The sequence below is a fragment of the Paenibacillus sp. FSL R7-0652 genome (assembly GCF_038595045.1).
In the GTDB taxonomy this organism is placed as follows: domain Bacteria; phylum Bacillota; class Bacilli; order Paenibacillales; family Paenibacillaceae; genus Paenibacillus.
Map to the genome: position 1 here is coordinate 585,269 of NZ_CP152001.1, position 25,367 is coordinate 610,635.

At 48.1% G+C, this 25,367-nt stretch carries 22 protein-coding genes; 12 read left to right on the plus strand and 10 right to left on the minus strand.

What is annotated here, in order from left to right:
• Window positions 1–226 precede the first annotated feature (226 nt).
• The 4 genes from MKY97_RS02775 to MKY97_RS02790 form a co-directional block, all read right to left on the minus strand.
• Complete coding sequence (locus MKY97_RS02775) at window positions 227–1,261, minus strand: aminoglycoside phosphotransferase family protein (protein ID WP_342554008.1); 1,035 nt, start codon at window positions 1,259–1,261, stop codon at window positions 227–229.
• Window positions 1,262–1,283: 22 nt separating this feature from the next.
• A complete protein-coding gene (locus tag MKY97_RS02780) occupies window positions 1,284–2,657 on the minus strand; it encodes an Imm51 family immunity protein (RefSeq protein WP_342554009.1) in 1,374 nt (457 codons plus the stop codon).
• Window positions 2,658–2,892: 235 nt separating this feature from the next.
• Window positions 2,893–3,924, minus strand: a complete 1,032-nt coding sequence (locus tag MKY97_RS02785) for a ribonucleotide-diphosphate reductase subunit beta (RefSeq protein ID WP_342554010.1) — start codon at window positions 3,922–3,924, stop codon at window positions 2,893–2,895.
• A 230-nt stretch (window positions 3,925–4,154) separates the two neighbouring features.
• Window positions 4,155–6,488 (minus strand): ribonucleoside-diphosphate reductase subunit alpha, encoded by a 2,334-nt coding sequence (locus tag MKY97_RS02790; RefSeq protein ID WP_342554011.1) that lies wholly within the window; start codon window positions 6,486–6,488, stop codon window positions 4,155–4,157.
• Between the two features lie 767 nt (window positions 6,489–7,255).
• Here MKY97_RS02790 and MKY97_RS02795 point away from each other — a divergent pair.
• The gene (locus MKY97_RS02795; protein ID WP_342554012.1) at window positions 7,256–7,582 is read left to right on the plus strand and encodes an MTH1187 family thiamine-binding protein; all 327 of its coding nucleotides are present in this window, start codon (window positions 7,256–7,258) and stop codon (window positions 7,580–7,582) included.
• A 313-nt stretch (window positions 7,583–7,895) separates the two neighbouring features.
• Here MKY97_RS02795 and MKY97_RS02800 read toward each other — a convergent pair whose 3' ends face one another.
• Window positions 7,896–9,017, minus strand: a complete 1,122-nt coding sequence (locus MKY97_RS02800; RefSeq protein WP_342554013.1) for a PsbP-related protein — start codon at window positions 9,015–9,017, stop codon at window positions 7,896–7,898.
• Window positions 9,018–9,492: 475 nt separating this feature from the next.
• On the opposite strand from MKY97_RS02800, the gene MKY97_RS02805 reads away from it, so the two are divergent.
• The 5 genes from MKY97_RS02805 to MKY97_RS02825 all read left to right on the plus strand — a co-directional run bounded on the left by MKY97_RS02805 (window position 9,493) and on the right by MKY97_RS02825 (window position 12,792).
• Complete coding sequence (locus MKY97_RS02805; protein ID WP_342554014.1) at window positions 9,493–9,597, plus strand: YjcZ family sporulation protein; 105 nt, start codon at window positions 9,493–9,495, stop codon at window positions 9,595–9,597.
• Window positions 9,598–9,639: 42 nt separating this feature from the next.
• Window positions 9,640–9,744 (plus strand): YjcZ family sporulation protein, encoded by a 105-nt coding sequence (locus MKY97_RS02810; protein ID WP_342554015.1) that lies wholly within the window; start codon window positions 9,640–9,642, stop codon window positions 9,742–9,744.
• Between the two features lie 447 nt (window positions 9,745–10,191).
• The gene (locus MKY97_RS02815) at window positions 10,192–10,317 is read left to right on the plus strand and encodes a sporulation protein YjcZ (protein WP_342556211.1); all 126 of its coding nucleotides are present in this window, start codon (window positions 10,192–10,194) and stop codon (window positions 10,315–10,317) included.
• An 889-nt stretch (window positions 10,318–11,206) separates the two neighbouring features.
• Window positions 11,207–11,803 carry a sigma-70 family RNA polymerase sigma factor gene (locus tag MKY97_RS02820; RefSeq protein WP_342554016.1) on the plus strand — a complete coding sequence of 199 codons (597 nt, stop codon included), beginning with the start codon at window positions 11,207–11,209 and terminating at the stop codon, window positions 11,801–11,803.
• Window positions 11,800–12,792 (plus strand): anti-sigma factor, encoded by a 993-nt coding sequence (locus tag MKY97_RS02825; RefSeq protein ID WP_342554017.1) that lies wholly within the window; start codon window positions 11,800–11,802, stop codon window positions 12,790–12,792. The genes MKY97_RS02820 and MKY97_RS02825 overlap by 4 nt, the downstream gene beginning before the upstream one ends.
• Before the next feature lie 96 nt (window positions 12,793–12,888).
• On the opposite strand, the gene MKY97_RS02830 is transcribed toward MKY97_RS02825, so the two are convergent.
• A complete protein-coding gene (locus MKY97_RS02830) occupies window positions 12,889–13,020 on the minus strand; it encodes a hypothetical protein (protein WP_342554018.1) in 132 nt (43 codons plus the stop codon).
• A 61-nt stretch (window positions 13,021–13,081) separates the two neighbouring features.
• Here MKY97_RS02830 and MKY97_RS02835 point away from each other — a divergent pair, with 61 nt between their 5' ends.
• Complete coding sequence (locus MKY97_RS02835) at window positions 13,082–14,605, plus strand: HD domain-containing phosphohydrolase (protein WP_342554019.1); 1,524 nt, start codon at window positions 13,082–13,084, stop codon at window positions 14,603–14,605.
• Here MKY97_RS02835 and MKY97_RS02840 read toward each other — a convergent pair.
• Complete coding sequence (locus MKY97_RS02840; protein WP_342554020.1) at window positions 14,598–15,248, minus strand: inositol phosphorylceramide synthase; 651 nt, start codon at window positions 15,246–15,248, stop codon at window positions 14,598–14,600. The genes MKY97_RS02835 and MKY97_RS02840 overlap by 8 nt on opposite strands.
• Before the next feature lie 236 nt (window positions 15,249–15,484).
• Between MKY97_RS02840 and MKY97_RS02845 the strand changes: the two genes are divergently transcribed.
• The 4 genes from MKY97_RS02845 (at window position 15,485) to MKY97_RS02860 (ending at window position 19,547) form a co-directional block, all read left to right on the plus strand.
• Window positions 15,485–16,894, plus strand: coding sequence for an ATP-binding protein (locus MKY97_RS02845; RefSeq protein WP_342554021.1), 1,410 nt, complete (start codon window positions 15,485–15,487; stop codon window positions 16,892–16,894).
• 105 nt (window positions 16,895–16,999) lie between these two features.
• A complete protein-coding gene (locus tag MKY97_RS02850; RefSeq protein ID WP_342554022.1) occupies window positions 17,000–18,265 on the plus strand; it encodes an MFS transporter in 1,266 nt (421 codons plus the stop codon).
• Window positions 18,266–18,325: 60 nt separating this feature from the next.
• A complete protein-coding gene (locus MKY97_RS02855) occupies window positions 18,326–19,015 on the plus strand; it encodes an oxidoreductase (protein ID WP_342554023.1) in 690 nt (229 codons plus the stop codon).
• 157 nt (window positions 19,016–19,172) lie between these two features.
• Window positions 19,173–19,547, plus strand: coding sequence for a RidA family protein (locus MKY97_RS02860; protein ID WP_090918620.1), 375 nt, complete (start codon window positions 19,173–19,175; stop codon window positions 19,545–19,547).
• Window positions 19,548–19,670: 123 nt separating this feature from the next.
• Here the strand turns inward: MKY97_RS02860 and MKY97_RS02865 are convergent, their stop codons facing one another.
• Window positions 19,671–20,429: a tryptophan-rich sensory protein gene (locus tag MKY97_RS02865; RefSeq protein WP_342554024.1), complete on the minus strand. Its 759-nt coding sequence runs from the start codon at window positions 20,427–20,429 to the stop codon at window positions 19,671–19,673.
• 231 nt (window positions 20,430–20,660) lie between these two features.
• Between MKY97_RS02865 and MKY97_RS02870 the strand changes: the two genes are divergently transcribed.
• On the plus strand, window positions 20,661–21,623 hold the full coding sequence (locus MKY97_RS02870) for a bile acid:sodium symporter (RefSeq protein ID WP_342554025.1): 963 nt from the start codon (window positions 20,661–20,663) through the stop codon (window positions 21,621–21,623).
• A 172-nt stretch (window positions 21,624–21,795) separates the two neighbouring features.
• On the opposite strand, the gene MKY97_RS02875 is transcribed toward MKY97_RS02870, so the two are convergent.
• Both MKY97_RS02875 and MKY97_RS02880 read right to left on the minus strand, forming a co-directional pair.
• Window positions 21,796–23,424: a response regulator gene (locus tag MKY97_RS02875; protein ID WP_342554026.1), complete on the minus strand. Its 1,629-nt coding sequence runs from the start codon at window positions 23,422–23,424 to the stop codon at window positions 21,796–21,798.
• 5 nt (window positions 23,425–23,429) lie between these two features.
• The gene (locus MKY97_RS02880) at window positions 23,430–25,265 is read right to left on the minus strand and encodes a sensor histidine kinase (protein ID WP_342554027.1); all 1,836 of its coding nucleotides are present in this window, start codon (window positions 25,263–25,265) and stop codon (window positions 23,430–23,432) included.
• Between the last annotated feature and the right edge of the window lie 102 nt (window positions 25,266–25,367).

Sequence of the window (25,367 nt, forward strand, 5' to 3'; positions counted from 1 at the left end):
CTATAGAATTCAGTAGATCTTTGATGTGACTATAACTGAGGTAGACCAAGTAGACGTGGGCTATAATATAGAGCAAATTAAAAGCAGCCAGTGATCACAAGGATCACTGGCTGCTTTCGTTTTGAGTTATCACATCAGGTTTTCACCACTATGGATGCAGATCCATCGGTAGTCATGGAGTCCTTTAACACCTGCAAGCCGCAAGCTTGTCTTACGATCTGAACGTTCAGTCGAGCAAAGAGAGCACCCTCTCGATATATTGCTCTGCCCACGGAGCAAAAGACAGATCCGCTTCCCAAGTTACCTGTCCTGTCGCCTTCGCTTCACCCCACCACAGAATACGTTGATACAATAGATGAATAAGAAGGCGCGAACGAAAATGTTTACATTTTTCCACATCGTCTGCACAGACCTTTTCCCGGTAATGACGAAGAAATCTCGCAGCCAGATCAGGCCGATCTTCCCGAAGGTATCTTGCGGTCATTTTAGTCAGATCGGCTGTGCCATCACCGAAATAAGCCGTCGTAAAATCAAATAATCCACTGATTCTCCACGGAGCCGCAGGCGGATCTGCTTTTTGGACAAGAAAATTCTCAACTTTGAAATCTCCCATGACAAATTCATGGACCGTCGAGACTAAAAAAGCAGATTCGGACTGCCTCAATTGCTCATCCACCCAGCGCAAATCATCGTCAGTAATCACGGAGTACTTCTCCGCATCGTGCAGCCAGTGGCGGATGCTTCCGTACAGCCAGTCCAGATACGAGCCGGCAAAAGGCATGATTTTATCTGCCACAGGATCATATTCTCCGGCATCCGGAACTTTCCAGTGATGCAGCTCGGCTAACGTTTCAGCCAGTACATCAGCAATGTCTTTATGATCTTGTGAAGTTAGAGTCGTTTGGAAAACAGGATCATATAGATGGTTTCCAGGCAGCTTGGGCATGATTACGTAACTCCAGCCCAGCAGCTGCGTGTCCTCCTGAATCTGATAGGGAACAGGCACAGGGATGGTTGTTCGAGCAGACAGCTGTTCCACGAAAAATTGCTCTTCCTGAAACTGTCCGTTGTATAACGGATTGCCTTTCAGAATAAACTCGCCTTGCGTAGTTTGAATGAGCAAGGTCTGTCCCATCACCCCTTCAGCTGTCCGGTGAAAGTGGACTAATTCCCCGATATTGAAATGATCAAGTGCCCGCTGCAGGTCGGGCTCCGGGACATGCCCGAGACTATTCGAACCAAAGTAGATGCGAGTTGTCATAAAAGGGCTCCTTATTTTCTGTTTAGTCCAGCTCCGCTCTTGAAAACAGGTCAAGAATAAGATCACGCTGCTCGCAGGCCCGCTTGAACCCGAGAATAAAGGATATAAGTGCATCTTTGTCATCTGTATAAGCACAGAACATATCGGCTTCCGGATCGAAACGAATCACCGAAGTCAGATGCGGCATCTTTTCTTCAAGGAACACAGATGCGAGGGAGGCCCAATCGTACCCGCCACCTTCGAAACCTTCATCTGCGCGTGAATCAAAAACGTCCTGAAGATATGTACCTGCATTGAGAATGACGGAATAGGAATTGGTTCCTGCATCAATGAACCTAAAAGGTGCGATGGCTTCTTTAGAGAATGTTGACACGCTTTGGTTCTCTGTGAATACAGCAGTAATTGCCTGTCTTTCATCAAGAGAGTCAGAGCCTTCCTCGTCTAGCAGATCAAATTGTTCTTCATCCAGCAGACCGCGGACGAATACTTCGAAATTAGGCGCAAGATAGGTGATTTCATAATCGCTTTCCTGGTCCACATGAACGACACAAGGTTCACCTTGAGGGCCGCAGAAGCGATAGTCCAGCATGACGACATCATGACCAGCGGACGGACAGTCACAGACGACAATTCCGAGGTCGGGGTATCCCCAATTTTCAATCATGAAGCGGCTGCCGAGCTCACCTCCGAGAGAATACATTTTGTCCCGGCCAATCCCGCTGATGCTTGTAATCGCGATGTGGTCCTCTGCCCATGTGGTTTCCTTTTGTGTCGGAAACGTTGTGCGCGCAGGAAAACCGCCATTTTGCGTTTTCATTAGCTGAATATAGGAAGCTGGCAATTTGTAGCCGAGTTCCTGTTCAATGGATTGAATTAATTCCTCGTCAAAAGGAGCAGACACATGGTTATCTTGCGCATAATCGCTATACCGCCAGAACGCTGCAGGATCGTATGTGCCTGAAGCAGCCTGAAGCTGGTTTAGTGTTCCGCTTTGCTCCCACTCTGCCTGCTCCGTCTCCCAGCGAATGCGATCCTGATCCATTTTAGCTGCTTTGGGGCGAATCCAGTCCAGATATTCCAGGGTAGACTCGTCATCGGGCTCAAGTCGATTCGCTTCTTCGAAAGCTGCCTGTGCCAGCTTGTATTCAGCGACGTAATAATAGGCATAACCTAATCGAAAGTGCCATAGCGGATCTAGTTGGCCTTGTTCCTTCACGCCTTGCAATAGTTTAATGGCTCTACGATACTCTTCCAAATTGTTATATGCTCTTGCAAGCTGTCCGATCGTTTCGGCATCCTGCTCGGATTCGGGTAATGCTTCAAGACGTTTAACGATGAGAGCGTAATCTTCCTGTGCATGCCATGTGTTGATCTGTTCCAGCAACTCTCTATCCATGATTAGACCTCTTTTCATAGTAAAAGAATAGGAAACTCTTCCAACTATTTTACAAGGTTTAGAGACAAAAAAACACTCCTTTCAGCTGGCAGCCTTGAAGCTATCCCAGCAGAAGGGAGTGGTTGGTTTCAAGTGATTCATTTACATAAGAAGAGCACTCAAGAGGCGAGCTCCTGCATAAACAGAGAGAGCAGCTTCCTGATTAAGCTTTGGCTCCAGCTCTACGGTAATATTGTTACAGATCGTCAAATCCGTTATCGTCGCCGACTTTACCGTAGTTACGGGATTTGGCTTCGAAGAAGTCGGTTTTCGTTGCGTTCAGCGCTTCGTCGGAGAATGGTTTGATCCAAGGCATGCAGTTTACGTCAACACCCTCATATGCTTTTTCCATACCCATCAGGCGCAGGCGTTTGTTCGCTGTGTATTTAATGTAGTCTTCCAGCTCGTTCAGGTCGATGCCGCGAACGTTGCTGAGTGTATAATGTGCCCAGTTCGTTTCCAGCTCAACTGCGCGGTCAATCGTTTTGTACACGTAATCCATGTTTTCTGGTGTGTTCAGTTCAGGGAAGTCTACGAGCAGCTGTTTGAACACTTCCGCGAAGAAGTAGCAGTGCTGATTTTCATCCCGCTGGATGTACGAGATCATCTGGCTGGTTGCCATCATTTTCTGATCACGAGCCAGGTTATAGAAGAACGCAAACGTACTATAAAAGAAGATACCTTCCAGAATAAGGTCGGCAACCATCGCTTGGAAGAACGTCTGTGGAGACGGATTGTCCCGGAAGCTTTGATAAATATCGGCGATGAAACGGTTGCGGTCAAGCAGTACTGGATCATGCTTCCAGTACTCAAAAATTTCTTTTTGCTCCTGATCGGAAACGATCGAAGAAAGAACATAGGAATAGGATTGGTTATGCACAACTTCCTGTTGTCCGATAATGGCAGAGATTGCTTCAAGGGAAGAATCCGTAAAGTAACGTTTCACGTCACCGACAAACATCGTCTGCATAGAATCCAGTACAGCCAGCAGAGAAATGTTAATTTTGAACGTACGTTTCTCCTCTTCGTCCAGGTGGGCGAACTGGGAAGCATCTTTGGACATCGGAATTTCGTCTGCAATCCAGTGGTTGAGCAGCAGTACTTTGTACAGCTTATACATATGGGGCATACGAATGTCGTTCCAGTTCAGGATACCTGAACATTCACCTTCGATAATACGTGTTGATTGGTTAGGTGCTTCGGTATTGAAAATTTTCTGTACTTGCATAATTCGTTCACTCCTTGAATGAATTTACACTGTGAAACTACATGACAGAACATGCTTGTACTGTCTGGGTATATGTTTAACATCTTGCGATGCTGTGGTCAGGTTTTAGGCAAAAAAGTACCGGGGCAGCGCTATTTTGTATTCAAAACAGGATGCCCCGGTGGTCATCATCGTTAGCGTGGCAGGATGGAGGTACCCATGTCTATCACGATGTTACGATCCTATGCGGATCAGCTTGCGCAGGAATCGCATTCCTCGATCGTTAATGCACGGCTTCGAACATAATAGGTCGATTTCATGCCGGCTCTCCAAGCATGAAGATGCAGTTCCAGGAATTCAGTCGCTTTAATATCTGGACGAACATACAGGTTGAAGCTTTGACCCTGGTCAACGTGACGCTGACGGGCAGCAGCCATATTGATCGAAGCATGCTGATCCACCATAAATGCCGTTTTGTAGTACCAGATCGTCTTCTCGGACAGATCCGGAGCCGGGTTAGCAATTTTGTATGTTGTTTTCTCTTCATATGACAGCAGCTCGTAGAGCGGGTCAATACTAGCTGTTGAACCAGCAATGATAGAAGTGGAACCGTTCGGTGCGATAGCAAACATCCAGGCGTTACGTACACCGTTTTGTTTCACCTGCGCTTGCAGTTCTTTCCATTGATCTGTAGTTACAAATTCGCCTACGCGCTCACCCGTTGTATATTCGCGTTGATCGAAGTAATGGCCGCTTTCCCAGTCAGAACCTTTGAACTTCGGATAATGTCCTTTTTCTTTGGACAGTTCCATGCTGGCCTGTACGAGCAAGTAATTGATTTTTTCATACAGGTTATCGTTATAGGTGACGGCTTCCTCGGACTCCCAACGAATGCCCTCAAGAGCAAGCAGGTGATGCAGTCCGAATGTTCCCAGACCGACAGCGCGATACTGGCTGTTCGTGTATTGGGCCTGAAGCACTTCAATGTTGTTGATGTCGATGACGTTGTCCAGCATACGAACCTGGATCGGAATCAAGCGCTCCAGTACGTTATGAGGTACGGCGCGAGCCAAGTGGATGGAGTTCAGGTTGCAGACCACGAAGTCACCAGGCACTTTGGAGATCACGATGCGTGTCTGACCATCCTTCGTCACCAGTTCTTCTTTTTCCACCACGGTAGCAGATTGGTTCTGCATAATTTCAGTACACAGGTTGGACGAGTACACCATGCCATGTGCCCGGTTAGGGTTCGTACGGTTTACGGTATCACGGTAGAACATGTACGGCGTACCTGTCTCCAGCTGCGATTTCATCACACGTTTCATGATGTCAATCGCCTGTACTGTAATACGGGACAACAGCGGATGATTCACGGCTTCTTCGTACTTTTCACGGAATGTACCTTGACCGAAGGATTCATCGTAGAAATCTTCCAGTCCAAGTGCGCGGCCGTTTTCGTCTTTCCAGCCCATCACTTTTTTCGTCTCGTGCGGGCAGAACAGGCTCCATTCACCACGACTTGCAACGCGCTCCATGAACAGGTCAGGCAGGCAGACACCGTGGAAAACGTCATGCGCACGCATCCGCTCGTCTCCGTTGTTGAGCTTCAGGTCGAGGAACGCCAGAATGTCTTTGTGGAAAACGTCCAGATATACGGCGATTGCGCCTTTACGGGTTCCGAGTTGGTCCACGCTCACCGCTGTATTGTTCAGCTGACGAATCCAGGGGATAACGCCCGAGCTTGTATTTTTGTGACCACGGATATCTGAACCACGCGCTCTGACTTTACCGAGGTAAACGCCGATGCCGCCGCCCATTTTGCTTAACCGAGCTACGTCTGTATTGGAATCAAAGATACCTTCGAGAGAGTCATCTACCGTATCAATGAAGCAGCTGGAGAGCTGTCCGGCTACCTTTTTACCTGCATTGGACATTGTCGGCGTAGCTGCCGTCATATACATGTTGCTCATCGCCCAGTATGCTTCTTTTACCAGCTCCATACGTTTCTCAGCAGGCTCTTGGTGCATCAGGTACATGGCAATGACCATGTAACGCTCCTGCGGCAGTTCCATGACTTTCCCGTCAAAATCATTAGCGAGGTAACGCTCAGCCAGTGTGAGCAGACCGATATAATCGAAGAGCAGATCGTTGCGATAATCAATGCACTCCGCAAGCTCGTCGATCTGTTCCTTGGTGTAACATTCCAGCAATTCTTCGCGATAGATGCCTTTTTTGACAAGGTCAACGATGAGTGGGTGGAATGCGCCGTAAGGCTCGTCCGGGTATGATTTGTATCTGCGGTTGGTTGCCGCTTTTTTGTAAAGGGAAGTAAGCAGGGATCTCGCTGCTGCAAATTTCCAGTTCGGCTCCTCTTTCGTTACCAGTTCCAGAGCGCTCATCATAAAAGCATTGCTGATCTCATCTCCGGTAACTTCGTCACGACGAAGTTTGCTCGTTACTCCGCGAACCAGACGTTCCTTGTCGAGCATGTCCAGTCCTTCCAGGATACGATCGGCATATACCGAGATCCGCATTTCATCGAAGGCAAGCTGGCGATTGTTCGGCTTGGTCACAACTTGTGGCATGAATATTCCTCGCTTTCACATGATAAAAAGATAATGATAAAAATAAAAAATGAAACAATTCTTTGTAAATAAGAATTGGAGGTCTACAACGGTGAGTAAAAACGCATTTTGCGGACTGCCGCGGTGGTAAAAAGGACTTTTAGGATGAAATCATTCAAGCAAGGGGTGAACAGTACATGCCCATACAAAAAGCATTCCCCTTGCCTTTCGGCTGAAAATGCCCATCCATGTTCTGGCTTCTGACTGTCTTATCTATGAATCTCCGACAGAACAAGCTGCTGTATGTAAGCTGTTGTCTGATCATTTCTTACCTGTGAATAAAGGTGCCGGGCGCAGTCCAAACAGCCCCGTTAACCTCCATGCCAGCCCTGTCTTCGAGAAAGCGATTTACACCTACAGGGACGTGCCTTTGGAGGTGATTTCATCTTGTTTTTCGATAGATTCCAGATGCTGGGTATAAGAAGTGGGGTATCCCGTTTCACTATATTTTGTTGCTGTGATACTAATGTACCCCAACATATAGTGTTTGTAAACAGGGTGGAAACCATGAAACGTAATTCCGAGTATACCATCTAAGCCAAGAATCCGCAAAGGAAAAGGAATGGAAGATTTGAAGATTCTGCGAAAAAAAATTTAAGAAAAATGGAATGACGTCATCACGTCAGTTTGAATTGGAGCACTTTTAACTGGTAAAATAAAATCAGTCAAAACTCGACTAAAACATGAGCGGCAGCGGATCAATCCGGGCCCAGAGGAGGCAGAGCGAAGTGGCAATTGCAGAAGTAACGGTTATTCCGATTGGGACGGGAAGCACCAGTCTGAGCAGTTATGTAGCGGACATGCAAAAGGTATTGGAACGGCAGCGAGGTATTACATACCAGTTGACCTCGATGAGTACAATTATTGAAGGCCCGCTGAATGAAGTGTTCACCGCCATCGCGGCTCTGCATGAAGCTCCGTTTCTGTCAGGAGCCCAGCGTGTCTCCACATCTGTGAAGATAGATGACCGGCGTGACAAACCGGATGCCTCCAGCGTGCAGAAGCTGCAGTCGGTACAGGACAAACTGGTTTCGCTGCACAACAGACCGAATTAAAGAGTAGTGAGAAGAAAACAGAAGATCAACTGGCGGAGCTTAACAAAAGTTCCATGCGGGTCTGGTTGCGCGTTGACCAGCGTAGTGCGCCAAGCTCATTATACCGCTGATAAAGGTTAAGGGATGCCTGCTGGCACAGTAATTATAAAGGCCAGTTGGTAAATGGCGACAGGTCTCACACATGGGCTTTCCGTTTTTGGATTTGTCATACTGCATGCTATGGCTAAAATAAGTACCGTTGATTAGAACGGTAAGCCAAACAAGCTGACTTCATTGAAGTCAGCTTGTTTGGAGTTTATTCATTTGCTGCAGTCTATTCTGCAGTGACTAACGATGCACCGATCAGCGTGGAGTTGGTGAATCCGCCGCTGACATTATCGAAAGAATAATTGGCAATAGGCACTCCAATAACAGTTGCATAGTCACCGTCAAGCAGATCCCCGGTCGTGTCGGGATAAAGCGCCGTGATGTGGTTTCCATAATCATCCATGAGCAGAACTTCAGAGAAAGTCGAGCCAAGGGAGTTATCTTCTTCAACCTGAACAACCTGTCCACGGATTTGGACAAATGTATCATAATAATTGGCCACATTTTTGTTGAGATGCCGTGTTGTTACTTCGGTATTAACTAGTCCTTTTACCTTTTTGCGAAGTTCAGCAGTATTTGCAGAGAACAGATCCGTATGTTTTGCCAAAAAATCATAAGATGCCTGCTCCAGCGCGGCTGTCTCAGACGTAATGTACGGAGTTAAATCGTTAAAGAAATCCGCTGCAGTTGCGGGAGAAGATGAATCTCCTGCTGGAGCAGAAGGAGCTGTTTGTGCCAAAGCGGCAGTAATGTTCAAAGAGTTCAGAATCTCATTGACCTCATCTGAATTATAAGTATCTTTCGCATAAGATAATGTCAGGGTATAGAGATCTGTATCGGTTGGAATCATAAACTGAACCAGATTTATATTCGTTCCCGAAGAGTGGGTGTAGCTTCCCTCCAGTACGCCTGCAGTTACTTCTTTGTACGGTTTGTTACTATAATTCGTCTTTTTGTAATCGGATATACCTATAGACTCGCCGTTCTGTATGTAGTAGTCCGTTGTATGATTTGCAAGCTCCTCAGGATTAACGGAACCGGAAGTGTTGGCTTCAATGGTCAAATTAATGTTATCTGCAAATTTTGCTGAAGCAGACTGATTTGAGAAAGCGGCTTTGACCGCTGCGTGCATTTGGCTTGTATCTACGCTTTTCCAGGATTCCGGATAGGAGAACGAGAATCCTTCCCCGCTGTATGTAGTGAATTTAGCTGCTTTAGTCTCCGCTGATCCGTTCTCGGCAGCAGTCTTCGCTTCAGCTGTCTGGTTGTCAGGCGTTTTCGCTGATTCCGAATTACCGCAAGCGCTGAGCAGTACAGTTAATGCAAGAATCATAACAAGTTTCTTCATCTTTCTAATCCCCTAATATGCTTCCCATCGGATGGGTTCTTTTCTTAGGTCATCGGGTAAAGTCTACACTCTAAATTATGATGATAAGGAAATGACATGTGGTATCTTCTTGGCTGCTAAACGGGTCTTGATGCTCCTCTTGTAAGAATAGATAAGATCGTGTCCATTCACCCCAAGGTAATTTCGCCTACTCCTTTCCCTAGAATATTAAAATAACAGCATTTCTAAATAAAAAAATGTATATATCCCAATAATGGAAATATACAGATCATAAATCTTATAAATTATAGCACTAAGCGTCCGTTAAGGTAAGTGTTAGACGAGAAGGATGCCTCTCCATAAGCAGGATAGCGATCTCTTATGCTGGTTAAGAAGAGGGTCTAACAGGGATTTCGCCCATTTTATATATGAGCCCGGTCCACTGTATGTCTGCTGCATATAGTGAACTGTACCTCAAATTAAAGGAGGGTTTTACATGAGTGGAGTAGTTGGTGGATACGGCGGCGCATGGACATCGACTGGCGCGATTCTGGTTCTCTTTATCCTGCTGGTGATCATCTCGAAAGCATTCCTGGTTTAATAAACCGTTTAGACCTTAATGGATAGGCGAGGAGGGTTCTGCATGGGTAACGTAATGGAAGGTGGATACGGCGGCTGGACTTCCACTGGAGCAATCCTGGTGCTGTTCATTCTGCTGGTAATTATCACGAAGTCGTTCTGGGTATAATCTGACGAGCTCTGCCGGGTAACCGGCAGGGTTTTATGAGAGTGGACAAGCTGGATTAGATGCAGATCGCTGGAAGGTCAGTGGTGTACGTTTGTTCTTGTGAAAAAAACAAGTTCAGATCTATGGATGACTAACCTGCACCCAGCCTATTGCGTAGTGATTGGCAGCTAAACGCCTATTTTGAACAGATGAGGGCCATAGCCCGGTCCATGAACAGGGCAGATACATAGCTTAGGGGTGTAGGCAAATGTTAAGGAGGAATGAACGATGAGCGAAGTTAAACCTAACTCACCGAACGGACAGGGGCATGTTTACGGACATAAAGGAGGACATGAGCAGATGTATGGATATCAGTACACAGGTCATGAGATGTACAGTTACGGCTGCGGAACAATGCCGATGGGGTATGGATATGGGTACGGCTATCAGCCTAATCAGGCCCCGATGATGCAAGGATACCAGCACGGATGCGCACCTGCCTATGGTTATGGTGGAGGAGCCTGGAGCTCCATGGGAACCATTCTCGTTCTGTTTATCCTGCTCGTGATCATCTCCAAAACGATGTTTATCTAAGCCTCTGTTGAGAGGCCGCAGTCCAAACGTGGACTGCACGTTCAGGCTGACCGGCAAGCCTGAAGCGATCAACGAATCGTAAATGGTAGATGTGATTTTCATCTGGGATAAAAAGGTGATTAAACCACAAAAACAAATCAGAAAATAAATGAGACATGGAAAAGCACCCGGAACCCAATTCCGGGTGCTTGATGTATGTTTTCAATCTTCTCAAGAATAAGTGATATCCAAAACAACAAAAGCCCTACCTCTCTTTTGTCCTTGCGGCTCCGATGACCGCGCCAGTGTGAATGGGAACATCTTGTAAACCCTTTGTCTACCGGGTTATTGTGATTCAGGTTCGTCAATCTCCATAGGTTAGTTGAGCTTATTCGCTGCGGTCGCAGCATGAAGAAAATATTCCGGGGTTAATATAGAAGACGGAAAATCATATGAGGTTGTTAATACAACTTTTATATCATACCACAGTCTGTAATTTATTGCAATAATAAGGAAGAGAAGCCCCGGACACACGCCATTTCATTGCATTTTTAAGAAAGAAGTGTAAAAGAACGAAGTGAAACTTTTGAAAAAAAATCTCCGGGAACAATCTAGGGCGTGTTTTGAAACACGCTGAAGTTCATCATTTACCCCCTTTTTGCCCTCTGCGGCGTCAGTTTCCCTTGACGTGCCCCGGCACGCCTGCGGTAAACTTCTTGGATGGGAACGAAAATTCGGCAAAATTGGCTTCCTTCATCGTTTTTAGAAACACCCTAAAAACTGCCAGAATAAATATTCCCAAAAGATGGTTGGGTAAAATAATTCTCATAAAATGTTGTTTGGGGTAATCCTCTTCAAACGTTTCTGCGTAGGTTATAATATGAGGGAAGATACGGAAAGGGGCCCTCGGATGACTGAATCGATAGAGGACAGCAGGTTAATGCAGCGAATAGCAGAACGTGACGCCTCGGCGCTGGAGCTGTTATATGACCGGTATGAACGGGCCGTCTATTCTTTTGCCTACCGGATTGTTGGTGATCCAATGACGGCAGAAGAGACTGTTCAGGAACTTTTCCTGCGCATCTGGAATAATGCAGAACGGTTTGATGCCTCACAGGGGAAGCTGACCACATGGATGTTCGCGATTACGCGCAACATCGCGGTGGACATGCTGAGGCGGAGATCGAAAGGAGCAGCGGCCACTTCAGTTGAGCAAGAGACACTGGCGGCATATGCTGACGAATATACAAATACAGAAGAAGAAGTCCAGCGCAAATGGGAGGGCACTCGCATCAAAGAGGCATTGACCCAATTGAATGAGGACCAGAAACAAGTGATTGAATCGATATATTATGCAGGTTTAACGCAGCAGGAAGTATCCAGCCGATTCGGGATTCCGCTGGGTACGGTGAAGAGCCGTGTCAGGCTTGCTATGCGGCAGCTCCAAAAGCTGCTGGCTGATGCTGAATTGCATCCGGACGCGGGAAGGGAGGGCATACATCCATGATAGAACGACATGAGGAGTGGTCTGATCTGGCACCGATGTATGTGCTGGGCGGACTGGAAGCAGAGGAAGTGGCGGCATTCGAAGCACATATGTCTAATTGTGAAGCATGCCGTCAGGAGGTTAAGGAATTGCAGGAAGTGACCAGCTTCCTGCCGCTTGCGGCGAACCCTGTGGCGCCGCCGACGGGCATGCGAGCACGCGTGCTGGGCAGCGTGCTTGGCCAGGCGCAGGAGAGCACCGGCGAAGCGCCGGCGGCCGCTCCTGCGCAGCAGGCTGAAGCACCCGCATCTGCGGTGCTTCAGGAAGACGCTGCGCCGCAGCAAGCGCGCTCGGCGCAGCCCGGGCCTGGCCTGCCGCCAGCGGCGGTGCCTGCAGCCCGGGCCGAGAAGGCTGCCCCAGCTGCGCCTGGGCAGCCGCAAGAGCGTGCGCGTGCGCGCGGTGGCCGCGCTTGGCGCGCAGCCAGTGCGGGCCTCGCGGCAGCGGCGCTGGTGCTCGGCGTGTATGCGGCGCAGCTGCAGAGCCGGATCGACTCGCTGACGCAGCAAGCCGCAGGCTCGTCGGCCGCGCAGGAGCAGCTTGCCGAGGCGCAGGCGCAGAACGCACAGCTGCAGGAGCAGCTTGCTTCCGCTCTGGCCCCGGCGCAGGGGATGAAAACGGGTGAGGCTGTGAAACTGAGCCCGGCCACGCAGGATATTGTCGCACAGGGTCTTGCAACCATCGTGATTGACAGCAAGGGAACACACCTCGTTGTACAGGCGGAGAAGCTGCCTGCACTGGAAGGTAATCAAGCATTCCAAGTATGGCTGATCAAGGGGGATACCCCTAAGAATGCAGGTACATTCCTAAGCCGGGATGGCGCGGGGGCAGTCTATTATACATTGGATACCGCGAATGATTACGATACAGTGGCAATCACGCTTGAACCGGATGCCATGGGAGACCAGCCGCGCGGTACGATGATTCTGGCAGCGAAAATCAAAACAAGCTAGAAGGTAAGCTGCCTTAAAAGATACGTTACAATAACCGAAACCAAAGTTAGACCTGAAAACATAAAAAAGGCTGTTCCCTCAAGGGAGCAGCCTTTTTTATGCCATCCGCGAGCCATCCGCGAGCCATCCGCGAGCCATCCGCGAGCCATCCGCGAGAAAAAGCAATATTTGCAGGACTTTATTAATTTTTTTAATGAGAACAGCCGATAAATATATAGGCGTTAACATCCTATATTCTCCCTTTTTTATCAGGGCAGAACTGGTTAGACATAGAGAGCGAGGGATTGGATTGGAAGTATATCGTGCATTTATCTTCCGTCTGCTGCGCAATTATCTGATTGGTTCATTAACAGCGATCCTTGTAGTGGGCACAGTGGTGATGGTTTCAACCTTGCAGATACCCAATATTCAATATATTCGATTAATTGTTATTGTAGTCATTTCAACTTTGTTTATGCTGGTTGCCGAGTTAATTACACTGTGGGCTCAGCTGGGTCCGATAAGGCAATTTTTTGCTGCAGAGCATCATGAAAAGGCGGAATTGAATCGGCTGTATGAGAGGATTCACCGCTTTCCAGGACAAACGATATATCGCATTATCGGTCCGCATATGCTGGGTTTCTCGCTGCCAGCAGCTGGTTTAACCCTGTGGATGATCTCCACAGGCTGGTTGGAGATTCCCTATGGATATGTCGTTATTGCGGCTGTCTGTGCGTTCTTGATTGCAATCATGCATGCCCTGATTGAATATTATCTTACGGTGCGGGCAGTGAGACCGCTGCTGCTTGAAGTTCGCCGCAGAGGCAAGGTACTGTACGGCATGGAACCTTCACTGGGCGGAAGAATCCTGGTATCTATACAGCGGAAGTTTCAGACCAGTACTGCCCTCATCGGTTTATTTCCCTTGTGTTTGTTTTTTCTGGCTACTTATATTAGGCTCCAGTACATAGATCCGCAGTTTGCGAAGGAATATACGCTTTGGGGTGTACTTATCGTCATTTTGGGTGGAGGATTCTCCATGATTGGCAGCTGGCTGTTGATCCGGGATGTCCGTGATCCGGTGGCAGAACTAACGCAGGAGATGAACCGGATTCAGGGAGGCGAGTTCGGCAGAAGGACCCCGGATTTATATGCAGATGAGTTTTCGCAGCTGATTTCCGGATTTAACATGATGATCAATCGGTTGGAAATGAGGCAGGAACGCAATCGGCAGCTGCTGCAGAGTTACTTTTCGCTGCTGGCGGCTGCACTGGATGCCCGGGATAAATATACAGCGGGACACTCCATGCGTGTAGCGGAGTATTCCATTCTCATTGGCAGGCTTAGCGGTATGAATGACGAACAAGCCGATTTGCTGTACAAATCTGCACTGCTCCATGATATCGGGAAAATCGGCATACCTGACGAAGTGCTTTTGAAAGACGGTAAGCTCAGTGATGAGGAGTTTGCAGTCATTCGCACACATCCAGTATTAGGGGAGAGTATTTTGCTTCAGATTGAACCTGTGGATGCCATGGCAGACTTTCTGCCGGGGGTGCGGTCCCATCATGAGAGATACGATGGCAAAGGATATCCTGATGGTATGGCAGGCGAGGAGATTCCACTGTTTGGCCGCATCATTGCGGTGGCAGATGCCTTTGATGCCATGACGTCAGACCGGCCGTACCGGAATGGAATGAGCGATGAGAAAGCACTGATGATTCTGGAAGAAGGGAAGGGGACCCAGTGGGACCCCTATTATGCAGGATTGTTTATTGATGAATGGAGACGGCAAAAACAGCCGGAGAAAAAGAAGGAAGAGGGGGTCAGCTGATCCCCTCGGTCCATTTGGATTTTCTGCGCCGCCGGTAAAGTGCAAGTCCAGTCACGATGGTGAAGATACATTCACCGAGAATGATGGCACTGAGTGCATCGTAAATGACATGCTGCTTGATAAGCAGTGTGGAGACAATAATCAGGGCTGCGCCGGAAGCCACAAGTGTTTTGACGGATTTTCGAATGCTGGAAACCGACAAGGCAGCACGCATAACCAAATAAGAATGAAGGGCATGAATGCTCGGGAAACAGTTATATGGACGATCCTGGCTGTAAAGCCATCCAATGACGGCAGAGCCCAGACCGGAACCTGATAATTCCGGACGCGGAACCATGGTTTGGAAGTTAAAATAGATCAGATAACAGATCCAGACGCAGATGTTCATGGATAACAAGACACGATAATAGACAAGCCGATCCTTGGCACACAGATAAGCCAGCACACCGAATACAAACGGGTACCATCCCAAGTAGGGGATCGACATTGCAGGAATAAAAGGAAGCATCCGGTCGATGGGAGAGTTCAGGATCACATATCCGCGCTCCGGACTGTTGAGAATATCATAGAATAACCCCATGACAGCCAAGGATAACATCAGACTTAGTGACAGCCAGTAGGATTTATTTTTTAACACGTGCACAGCAGTACTTCTCCTTTCATCATGTTGTAAACTAACATGACCATAGCAATAAAGGCTAAAAACGAAACAACAATATATTTTACTACTTCCTGCGCACAAAATGAATCCTGATTTTGTGTATTTTTTTGCTGCCATTTGATGAGGTTTCCATGCCGAGACGGGAAGCGCATGATATGATGTAACCATACGAATAAAATAAGCACTTGGGTTATATGTCGAACAACAGGAGTGAGTTCATGCAGTTTTCGAAAATGTTCGTACTCAATATGGGCATGCTTATTACGATCGCATATCTTGCGAGTGTGTTCTATAAATATATCGTAATACGTGCTTCTTCCCAGGTGAAACAGATTTGTTCCGTGCTTGTGCTGATTTTTGCAGGCTGGATCAGCACTGTCTTTGGATTCCAGCTTAATGATGAAGTCATTTTTGACCTTCGCTACGTGCCTCTAATCGTTGCTGTCCTGTCGTACAGACAGCCTTATAGTACGGTGATTATAGGTGTGGGGATTGGATTGTCCAGACTGACATTCGGCATTACAGACGCCACAATCGCCGCCGTTATTAACATGTCTATCCTGGGATTGCTGTGTGCAGGTCTGAATATCTGGATGAGGCGCAGCAGCTACCGACTGATTGTTAAAGGTATCATTGTTACCGTAATTGTTAACGTTATAAATAGTGTGAATATTGCCTTCGTGGGCGTCATCCCCGCCGCATATTTCTTCTCACATATTATGCCTTATACACTTCCCAGCGGAATTGTGCTTAGTCTTATTTTTGCATTCATCTTACGGGACTTTCAGAATGAGCAAAACCGGATTCTCCTGATTCAGAGTACGAATCGTCTCTTATCCGTGCAGAAGGAAGAGCTGCAGAAGGCACAGATCGTACTGGAGGAACGAGCCAAACAATTGATGATTGCTTCCCAGTACAAGTCCGAGTTCCTGGCCAATATGTCTCATGAACTGCGAACACCGCTGAATAGTGTAATTAATTTTGCTCAGATGATTAGCGAGAATGCCGACACGATGGATCAGGAAGAAATTGTACGTTTTGCGGGCATGATTGATCAATCCGGACAAGAGCTGTTAAGACTGATCAACGATATTTTGGATTTGTCCAAAGTAGAAGCCGGCCAACTGGACATTGTACTGGAAGACATCAGTCTAAACCAGCTCATCGAAGATGCAATGAATCATTTCCAACTCGCTGCAGACAAGAAGGGGATTAAGCTGGTTCTGGAGAAACAAATCGGACTCCCGGATACACTTTGGTCTGATCCGCAGCGTGTGCAGCAGATTCTGCGAAATCTCATGTCCAATGCGATCAAGTTTACCCCGAAGGGAAAGGTTACCCTTAGCGTGAGCGTCAAACAGACCCAACAAGCGGGTAGTGACAGACAGTGGTTTGTTTTTTCTGTACAGGACACAGGGATCGGTATTCCGGAGGACAAGCATCATGCCATATTCGAAGCCTTTCAACAGGCGGATGGCTCCATCAGCCGGAAATTCGGAGGGACTGGACTCGGTCTTTCTATCAGTAGAGATCTGGCAAGATTGCTGGGTGGATCGATCGAACTCGAGAGTGTTCCCGGGAAGGGGAGCATCTTCCATCTGTGGCTGCCATTGACCGTGAAAAAATGAGTTGACAACCTTCGTGCCGTGAGTAGAATTTGGGGTGACAACTAGCATCGACCGGCAAGCATTACCCGGTCTAAGGAGTGTATCCCCATACAGAAGATGTTCAAGATGAACCCCTCTTCGTTAACAGGCAAGCCGCGGCGCAAGGGTTCGACACAGCGTACGAATTTATCAATTGCAACATGGGAGGGCGTGCCGGCGATTATTTTGCAGACGCTGCTGGGCGGTCCATTCCTCACCGGGTTTTTGCTTTACCTCGGGGCCGGGTCGAGACATATCGGCTTTGTGCTCGCGATTACTACGTTTGTAAACATTGCACAGATTGGCGCAGCGTACTGGATGCAGCGCATTCGCAGCCGAAAGCGTATGCTTTTGCTGTTCGTCGGGGCTCATCGCATCTTGTGGAGTGCAACGGGACTGATTCCCTTTATATTTCCCAAGGAGTGGTGGGTCAGCGTTTATATTGGCTTATATACGATCGCTTTCATATGCAATACCATCGGGGGGATGATCTGGACCTCCCTGATTGGAGACATCGTACCTGCCAAAGTGAGGGGACGCTATTTCGGGATACGAAATACGATTCTGAATGCACTTGGAAGCGTATGCTTGTTTGGTGGTGGGATTCTACTGGACCGTTATCCGGGAGAGACCGGCTTTCTAATCCTGTTCATCCCCGTATGGATTTGTGCCATTGCCAATACCGTCATCTATTTCTTTTACCCGGATATGCCTTTTGAACGTTCGACAGAGAAGGCGTTTTCGCGTATGTTTATCAAACCTTTTCAAGATAAAGTTTTCCTGAAGGCAACCGTTTTCCTGGCGGTATGGCTGCTGATTCAAACCTTGATTGTACCGCTCTATTCCTACGTCATGCTCGATCTGCTGCACGTCAGTTATCAGATGGTTTCCCTGATTACGGTTGTTCAGACTCTGGTGATGATGGGTGGATTCTATATTTGGGGCAATCTGAATGCGAGATACAGTAACAAAACGCTGCTGTTCTGGACGCTGCCGGTGATTGCGCTGTCCTGTCTGTCATGGGGAGTAATGTCCTTTGCTCCGGTATTGGTTGCGTTATTTCTGTCCCATATCTTCCTTGGGATTGGCGTTGGCGGCTTCAACCAGCTTGCGTTCAATTTTACGATAGGTGATACACCAAAAAGTGAAAGACCCATGTTTGTGGCCGTGTATTCGGCACTAACTGGTGTAACTTCGTTTATCGGGCCGCTGATTGGAGGCTGGTTGTACGAGAAAATGGAAACACTCTCAGAGGCGGCGATCTGGATGTCCACCTACGGATTTCAAGTCATCGTTGGTGCGGTGATGCTGCTGCTTACGTTTACCTTAGGGCGACGTGTACTTCTAAAATAGGAACAGATTAAACCATTTACGACTGCGCTCTCAATTTTTGAATAGATTGGAGGGATGCACATGAGTCATCCTGAACGTAAAGCGATGGTGATCGGGGCTACGGGACTGGTAGGCGAACTTCTGGTTCGCAATCTGCTGGAACACCCGCTGTACAGCGAGGTTCGCATCCTGATTAGACGCAGGCTTGATCTGGAGCATCCCGCATTGAAGCAGCATGTTGTGGATTGGGCGCACTTTGAGAGTCAGGGGCATCTGTTTGAAGATATCGATGATCTTTACTGCTGTATGGGCACGACCATTAAAAAAGCAGGCAGTCAGGAGAAGTTCCGCGAGGTGGATTATCATTATCCGGTTCGTGCGGCGGTACTGGCGAAGCAGTATGATGTGAAACAGATGCTGGTTATTTCCGCTATGGGTGCAAATGCAGCTTCACGTGTATTTTACAGCCGCACCAAGGGTGAGATGGAGGAGGCCCTTTCGAAAATCGGTTTTCGTTCCCTGCACATTTTTCGTCCATCACTCATCCTGGGGGATCGCGGCGAGAAACGTCTCGGTGAGGAGTTTGCTGCCAAAGTGATGAAAGTATTAGACCGCTGGATGAAAGGGCGAGCAGCCAAATACCGGGCTGTGCATGCCTCAACAATCGCTCAAGCGATGAGGAATATAGCCGTGGTCCAAACCACAGGTAATCATATATATCCCAATGATGTGATTCATGCTGTTGGTGTACAGGGCACGTCATGCGTCTGACCTTTTGTGGGACGGTGCTGCTGTAATGATACAAGGATAAATAGCGATAAGCGTTTCTTCCCCGAATGAGAGCATGATATAATAAATTTTAAAAAATAACAGCAGGTCTTGCTGCTTTCGGGCGGCAGGGCAGCGAACACAAAGGAGAACCTGTTCAATGAAAAAAGCAATCTCGACCGAACAAGCGCCGGGTGCCATCGGTCCATACAGTCAGGCAGTAGATGCGGGTGATTTCATCTATACATCTGGCCAGCTTGGCCTTAATCCGCAAACAGGTGAATTCGGAGCAGATGTTCAGGAACAGACTCGTCTGTCTTTGAGCAACGTCAAAGCCATCCTGGAAGCAGCGGGCACAAGTATGGATAAAGTCGTGAAAACAACGGTGTTCCTGAAAGACATGAATGACTTTGTTCCCGTAAATGAAGTGTACAGCAGCTTCTTTACACAGCCTTATCCGGCGCGCAGTGCTGTAGAAGTTGCTCGTCTGCCAAAGGATGCATTGGTAGAGATTGAAGTTATCGCGCTGAAATAGCATGAGCTGCAGTCCTGACCGGGACAGACAGCCCAGCTCTGCATAAATAACAGCAAAAAGCCGATTAAGAGTCAGATGACCTCAAATCGGCTTTTTGCTATCGGTTGGTTTTATAGAAGATGCTTAATCACGGTCTTGATTGCGGGCGAGAAACAGCCATACGGCGTAAACTGCCAGAACTATAGCTATGGTAATTCCCGTATAATAGACGGAAGTGACATCCTTTTGTTTAAGAGCTATGGCAATGTACGCCCAAGTGAACACAAGTGGATACACACTGTCGCGATAGCGGAAGCTGACAAGTACAGCCAGAATCATACCAACAACCAGCATAATGATCGTCCAGGCTGTTTCACTGATGCCAAATCCATCCCATCCGATTTTGTATAAATAAACCGCCGCATTAACGATCGTAGCTACGCTGACCCATCCGAGATAGATGCTGAAAGGCAGTTTAACAAGCCAGATCTCGGCAGTGGTTGGCATGGTAATCATGCGTGTTTTGACGTAAAGCATAATCAGGCTGAGCAGCAGCAGTACGATAATCAGCAGGGCGAGCCCGGTCTGCAGATTCTGAAAGGCAAAAATCCATGCCACGTTAAAGGCACAGCTGGCGAGAAACCAGTATCCTAGACGGGCGATGGAGTTGTTTTTCCAGGAAGCAGGGAAGAACTGATAAATGACAAAGCCCGCCAGCAGCAGGTAGATCAGCCCCCATATAGTAAAGGCATAACCCGAAGGTGTGAGCAGTACAGGGTACATATCCGATACTTCCTTGTTGGTTTTGCCGCCGATCGGCAGCGCATTGGAGAGGTAGTTCACAATAATGACAGCGATAAAACCGATGGCGTTTAACCACTTATACGGATTATTTCGTGACATAGCGTTTCCTCCTTGGTTTGATAAAATAAATGAACCGCGGGTCAGTCTACTATGAATATACCCACTAACCACTCGTTCTAATAATCGAAACTCCATACTCGATCACAGAGTTCCTCCAGATTCCCTGCTTAATCTGGTTTTATTGGAGACGAACTGCACTCTGTCCCAATGTACGCTGCAGCAGACATGAATATGTCTATACAAGATTGTTCGACAATTAGGGGGGAAAGTATGTTACTGAAAGAAACGATGGAGAAACAGCAGACCTGGTTCTACGTGATTGCTCTGTTTGCAGGTGTATGGATCGGACTGGCCGTCCCGGATGTGGGAAATGCAATGCATTATGCGGTGTCTCCAATCCTTGCTGTGCTGCTCTACAGCATGTTTGTTCAGATCCCATTTACGGAGCTGAGAGCTTCATGGACCAATCTGCGATTTATGGCTGCGCTGCTGCTGGTTAATTTTATCTTAGTTCCTGTGGTAGTATGGCTTCTTGCACTTGTTTTTCCACAATCCCCGGGTGCTCTGATTGGGGTTTATCTTGTGATGTTAACGCCCTGCATTGATTACGTCATCGTTTTCACACAGCTGGGGAAGGGGAATGAGAAGCTGATGCTGGCTGCGACTCCACTTCTGTTTGTCGTGCAGATGGTTTTGCTTCCCGTCTATCTCTGGTTATTGCTGGGCAGTGAGGGAGCTGGAATGATGCAGACAGGTCCGTTTCTGGAAGCTTTCCTGCTGCTAATTGTCCTTCCGCTGCTGCTGGCCGTATTGACGCAAGTGTTCTCTCAAAAAAGCTTAAGTACACAGCGGGTGCTGTATGCCACAGTATGGCTTCCGGTTCCAATGATGGCTCTTACCTTAACGGTCGTGGCTGCATCGCAGATGGGGAAGGTCTACCAAGACATCGGAACGATCGTTCATGTAATTCCGATTTATGCTGTTTTTTTAATCATTATGCCCCTGATATCCCGGATTATTGCAAAGCTGTTTCGACTCGATACAGGTGCCTCCAGAGCGTTGATTTTTAGTGCATCAACTCGTAATTCGCTGGTTGTTCTGCCTTTGGCGTTATCTCTCTCATCCGAGTGGGCATCCATCGCTGCAGCGGTCATCGTTACTCAGACGATGGTGGAGCTTGCAGGAGAATTGATATATATCCGCGTGGTACCTAGAGTGATCTTGCGAGATTGATAACTCTTCCCATCTAGGCCGGAATCGATACGAGTCGGATACTACTATAGGAAAATAGATCTGACAAATCCAACGGACGTTAAACCTGGACTGCAGTGAAATGTAAATACGCGAAGAGGACTTCCAAAAGATCATACTGGAAGTCCTCTTTTCTTAGATGAAAACAGGTGAGTTACGTTCCGGTTCGGCATACCGTTTTCCGATATTCCGCAGGGGTCATGCCTTCCATCTTTTTGAAAACTTTACTGAAGTACTTTTCATCCTGGAAACCGACCATCTCCGAGACTTTGGCAACCCGAAGTGAGGGATTCTGCAGCAGGAGCTTGGCGTTATTGATCCGCAGTTTACCGAGATATTCCGACCAGTTCAGCCCGAATTGCTGTTTAAATTTACGGGAGATGTACTCCCTGCTCAGATAAAAGCGTGCCGCAATCTGCTGCAATGACAAGTCCTCCTGATAGTGGGCATCCATGTAACGGGCAATTTCACTCATAGGATCAGAAACAGCGTGCTGCTGCGCTGAAAGTGCCTTCCCGGCTGCAAGCAATCGCTGTTCCAAGAGAGAGCGAAGGAGCGGGAACGAAAGCAGACCTTCATCGTCAAAGGGCAGTTCCGCAAAAGGAGGGAACGGATCCTCAGCACCCTCCTCGTCATGGGAGAGCGGGCCTTCCGCATCATCCAACCATCGGCTGAGCATCCATTCCAGTTCCTGCATCCACTGCAGCAGCTGCTCTGCGCTGACTATATCCAGCTTGGTGAAGGGATCGAGCCACTCCGCGACTACCGCAGATACACTGGAAGCACGGTAACTCAAGGCTGCCACGCGCATAGACTCTTCGAATGCAGTGAGCCGCTTGCCTTTATTTTTGGCAGATGATTCAAGCGTGGAGTGGATGCGCTGCCGAGTATGTAACGTATTGCGTCTCCACAATTTCGAACTGGCATCCAGATAGGCAGCTGAAATACCGGCAGGGTAATTGTCACAAGTGGATATTCCAAAATGGAGCCGGCGCTGAATTGTCTGTTCTAATCCATCATTGATACTTTCCAGAATGCGTTCGAGCGAGGACTGAGATCCCCAGTGCAGCAGTACAATTTCATCTGGTTGGTTGAGCTGGCGGAATGTGACGCCTTCTGCCGGCATGCGCATCATCTCGGCACAGATGTTAAGAACTGAAAATACAAGCAGATCCGGCTGGCTGCGATATTTAGCCAAGCAGTCCGCATCCAGGTGGGACAGACTGGTGACGGCAGCAGAGCACCTCGGAATGAAAACGGGAAAATTCAGTTCCTCCTGCAGCCGCTGTATGTGTGCAGAGGTGCTGCCTCTGCCGACAGCCAGTTCAGTGAGCAGGCGATCCTGATAATGCGGACGCATGCAGTTCACTACGATGGATTGCTTGGTGGTTTCTATACGCAGGGCATCCTCCTCTTCCCGGGCCTTCACGGCTTTCCTCAAGGAGGAGTTTAATTCATCCGCCTCGACAGGTTTTAGCAAATAGTCCATGCCGCCATGCCGGATGGCATGCCTCACCAGTTCAAAGTCATCATACCCGCTGACGACAATGACCTTACTGTGCGGGGAATGAGCTGAAATCCATTCAAGCAGTACCATGCCGTCCTTGCCTGGCATACGCATATCCGTCAGTATAATCTCCGGTTGATGTGCTGTAATTGCTTCAATCGCTTCAGACCCGTCTGCTGCTTCCAGTAACACATTAATTCCGAGGTCGTGCCAGTGACCGAGAAGCCGGATGGCATGACGGACATGCTGTTCATCATCGACAAGCAGTGCTTTCATGTTGTTCACTCTCCCGCGTATAGTTTGACTTGAAGCTTCACACCGCTTGGATCTATATTGTTCATTTCGATCCGGGCAGGTTTGCCCGGTGGGGAGTTAAGTGCGAGTCTGCGTACAACGTTGCGCAGGCCAATAGATTCGGATCCTGTCGATTCCTGTGGTATGTCAGATAGTGCAGCTTCAGGTTGGAGCCATTTCCGAATTTCGGCCAATCTGTCTTCAGGAATGACGGGTCCATTGTTCATTAGTACAATCTCAATCCACTGTTCGTCAACCCGGCGGCTGGTAATTGAAATAATTCCTTTTCCAGGCTGTATGTCTGCACCGTGCTTGAAATAATTTTCAATGAGAGGCTGCAGTGTCATACGAGGGATCGGAGCAGATCGGGTATCCTCCGCAAAATCCATGTGTACCTCCAGCCGCTCACCAAAGCGTTCCTGCTGCAGCTCCAGGTATAACCGGGCATGTTCTGCTTCTTCATGAAGTGTCACACGAGTTTGATCCCTCATGCTGTAACGCAGCATTTTGGATAGAGAAGACAGTAAGGTATAAGCTCGCTTTCCCTGCTGCTGCAGCGCCAGTGTACCGATCGACTGCAGGGTGTTATAGAGAAAATGGGGTTGAATCTGCGCTTGTAAAGCTCTGAGCTGATGAGTCTTGTTCGCAATCTCCAACTGATATTCTCTTAGAATCAGGTTGTTAACGGTGTCCATCATATCCCGGAAATGCCTTGCAAGCACCCCGAACTCATCCCGGCTCGACAACCGGATATCCACATGCAGACGTCCTGCCTGAATCTGAGTCATATACCGCATTAACTGCTTGAGCGGACCTGTGATCCGTATGGAAATGAATAAGGTTGCCACGATGACAAGAATAAGTGCTGCAAAAGCAATCACTGCATTATTCCATGTAAGCGCAGTAGCCCTTGCATATAACGTTTCATTTGGAATCTGCTTGACGATCGTCCAGTCTGCGTAGCTGCTCCCGAGCTGCTGATACACATACATCGAGTGATCCTGTTCAAAATGACCGGCCGCATCGAGTGCCGTGCCTGCAATTGCTCGCCCGTCCTGCAGGGCATCAGCTGCCGCTCGCTGCAGATGGTCCGTATTACTTGCTTTCTGTACCTCGGAATGCCCTTGGTAGACTATCCGGTTTTGTCCATCTACGACGTAAATCTGCTCCTTAGCCGGATCATACAGCCTGCTGCAGATGGCAGCAATGCTGTTCATGTTGAGATCGATGGCAAGCACACCCAGTCGTTCAGGAGAGGGAATATCTCGAATGATCCGGTGCAGGGTAATCACGGTTCTCGGTGAATCATCTGGAGAAGCAGCTTTGAAGCCGTAGGTATGGCTCATATGTGCAGATTCTACCCAGATATCGGAGTTTCCGTCCCCTGTTTTACCATGCAGTGAATCCGAGTAGGCCTGCTTCCGTTCCTCCCGTTTCGGAAAAGGGTTAGCAATCAGCGTCGATTGGTTGGATGCGAAGGAGTGCAGATAGAGCTGAAACACATCGGGCACAGCTGACCTGATCGTTTGTAAAGTGGTATATACCTCGGCAACAGCGCGATAATCCCCAGGAAGCTTCGCCAAATTTCGCAGGAAATTTGGATCATTGTAAACAGCAAGTGAGGCCCGTGCCGCGTTATCCACGTAGTTATTGAGATTGGTTGATGCCTGATAGATCAGTCGTTTATTTTCTTCCAAGGCCTGTTCCCGCAGGGCTGTTTTGGTCTGAATAAAAGTCATGCTGATGGATGCCAGCAGCGGAATAGTTGTTGCAATCAACATAAAGGCAATTAGCTTGGTGCGGATACTGTAATATTTGGACATCAGTACACCCCTTCTAGGCGCCTCGTCAAGGGAGGACAATATATTACACCCAACTGTTCAAGAATGTCGGTGTTTCCCTTTACGATTTTGGAGTTTAATAGA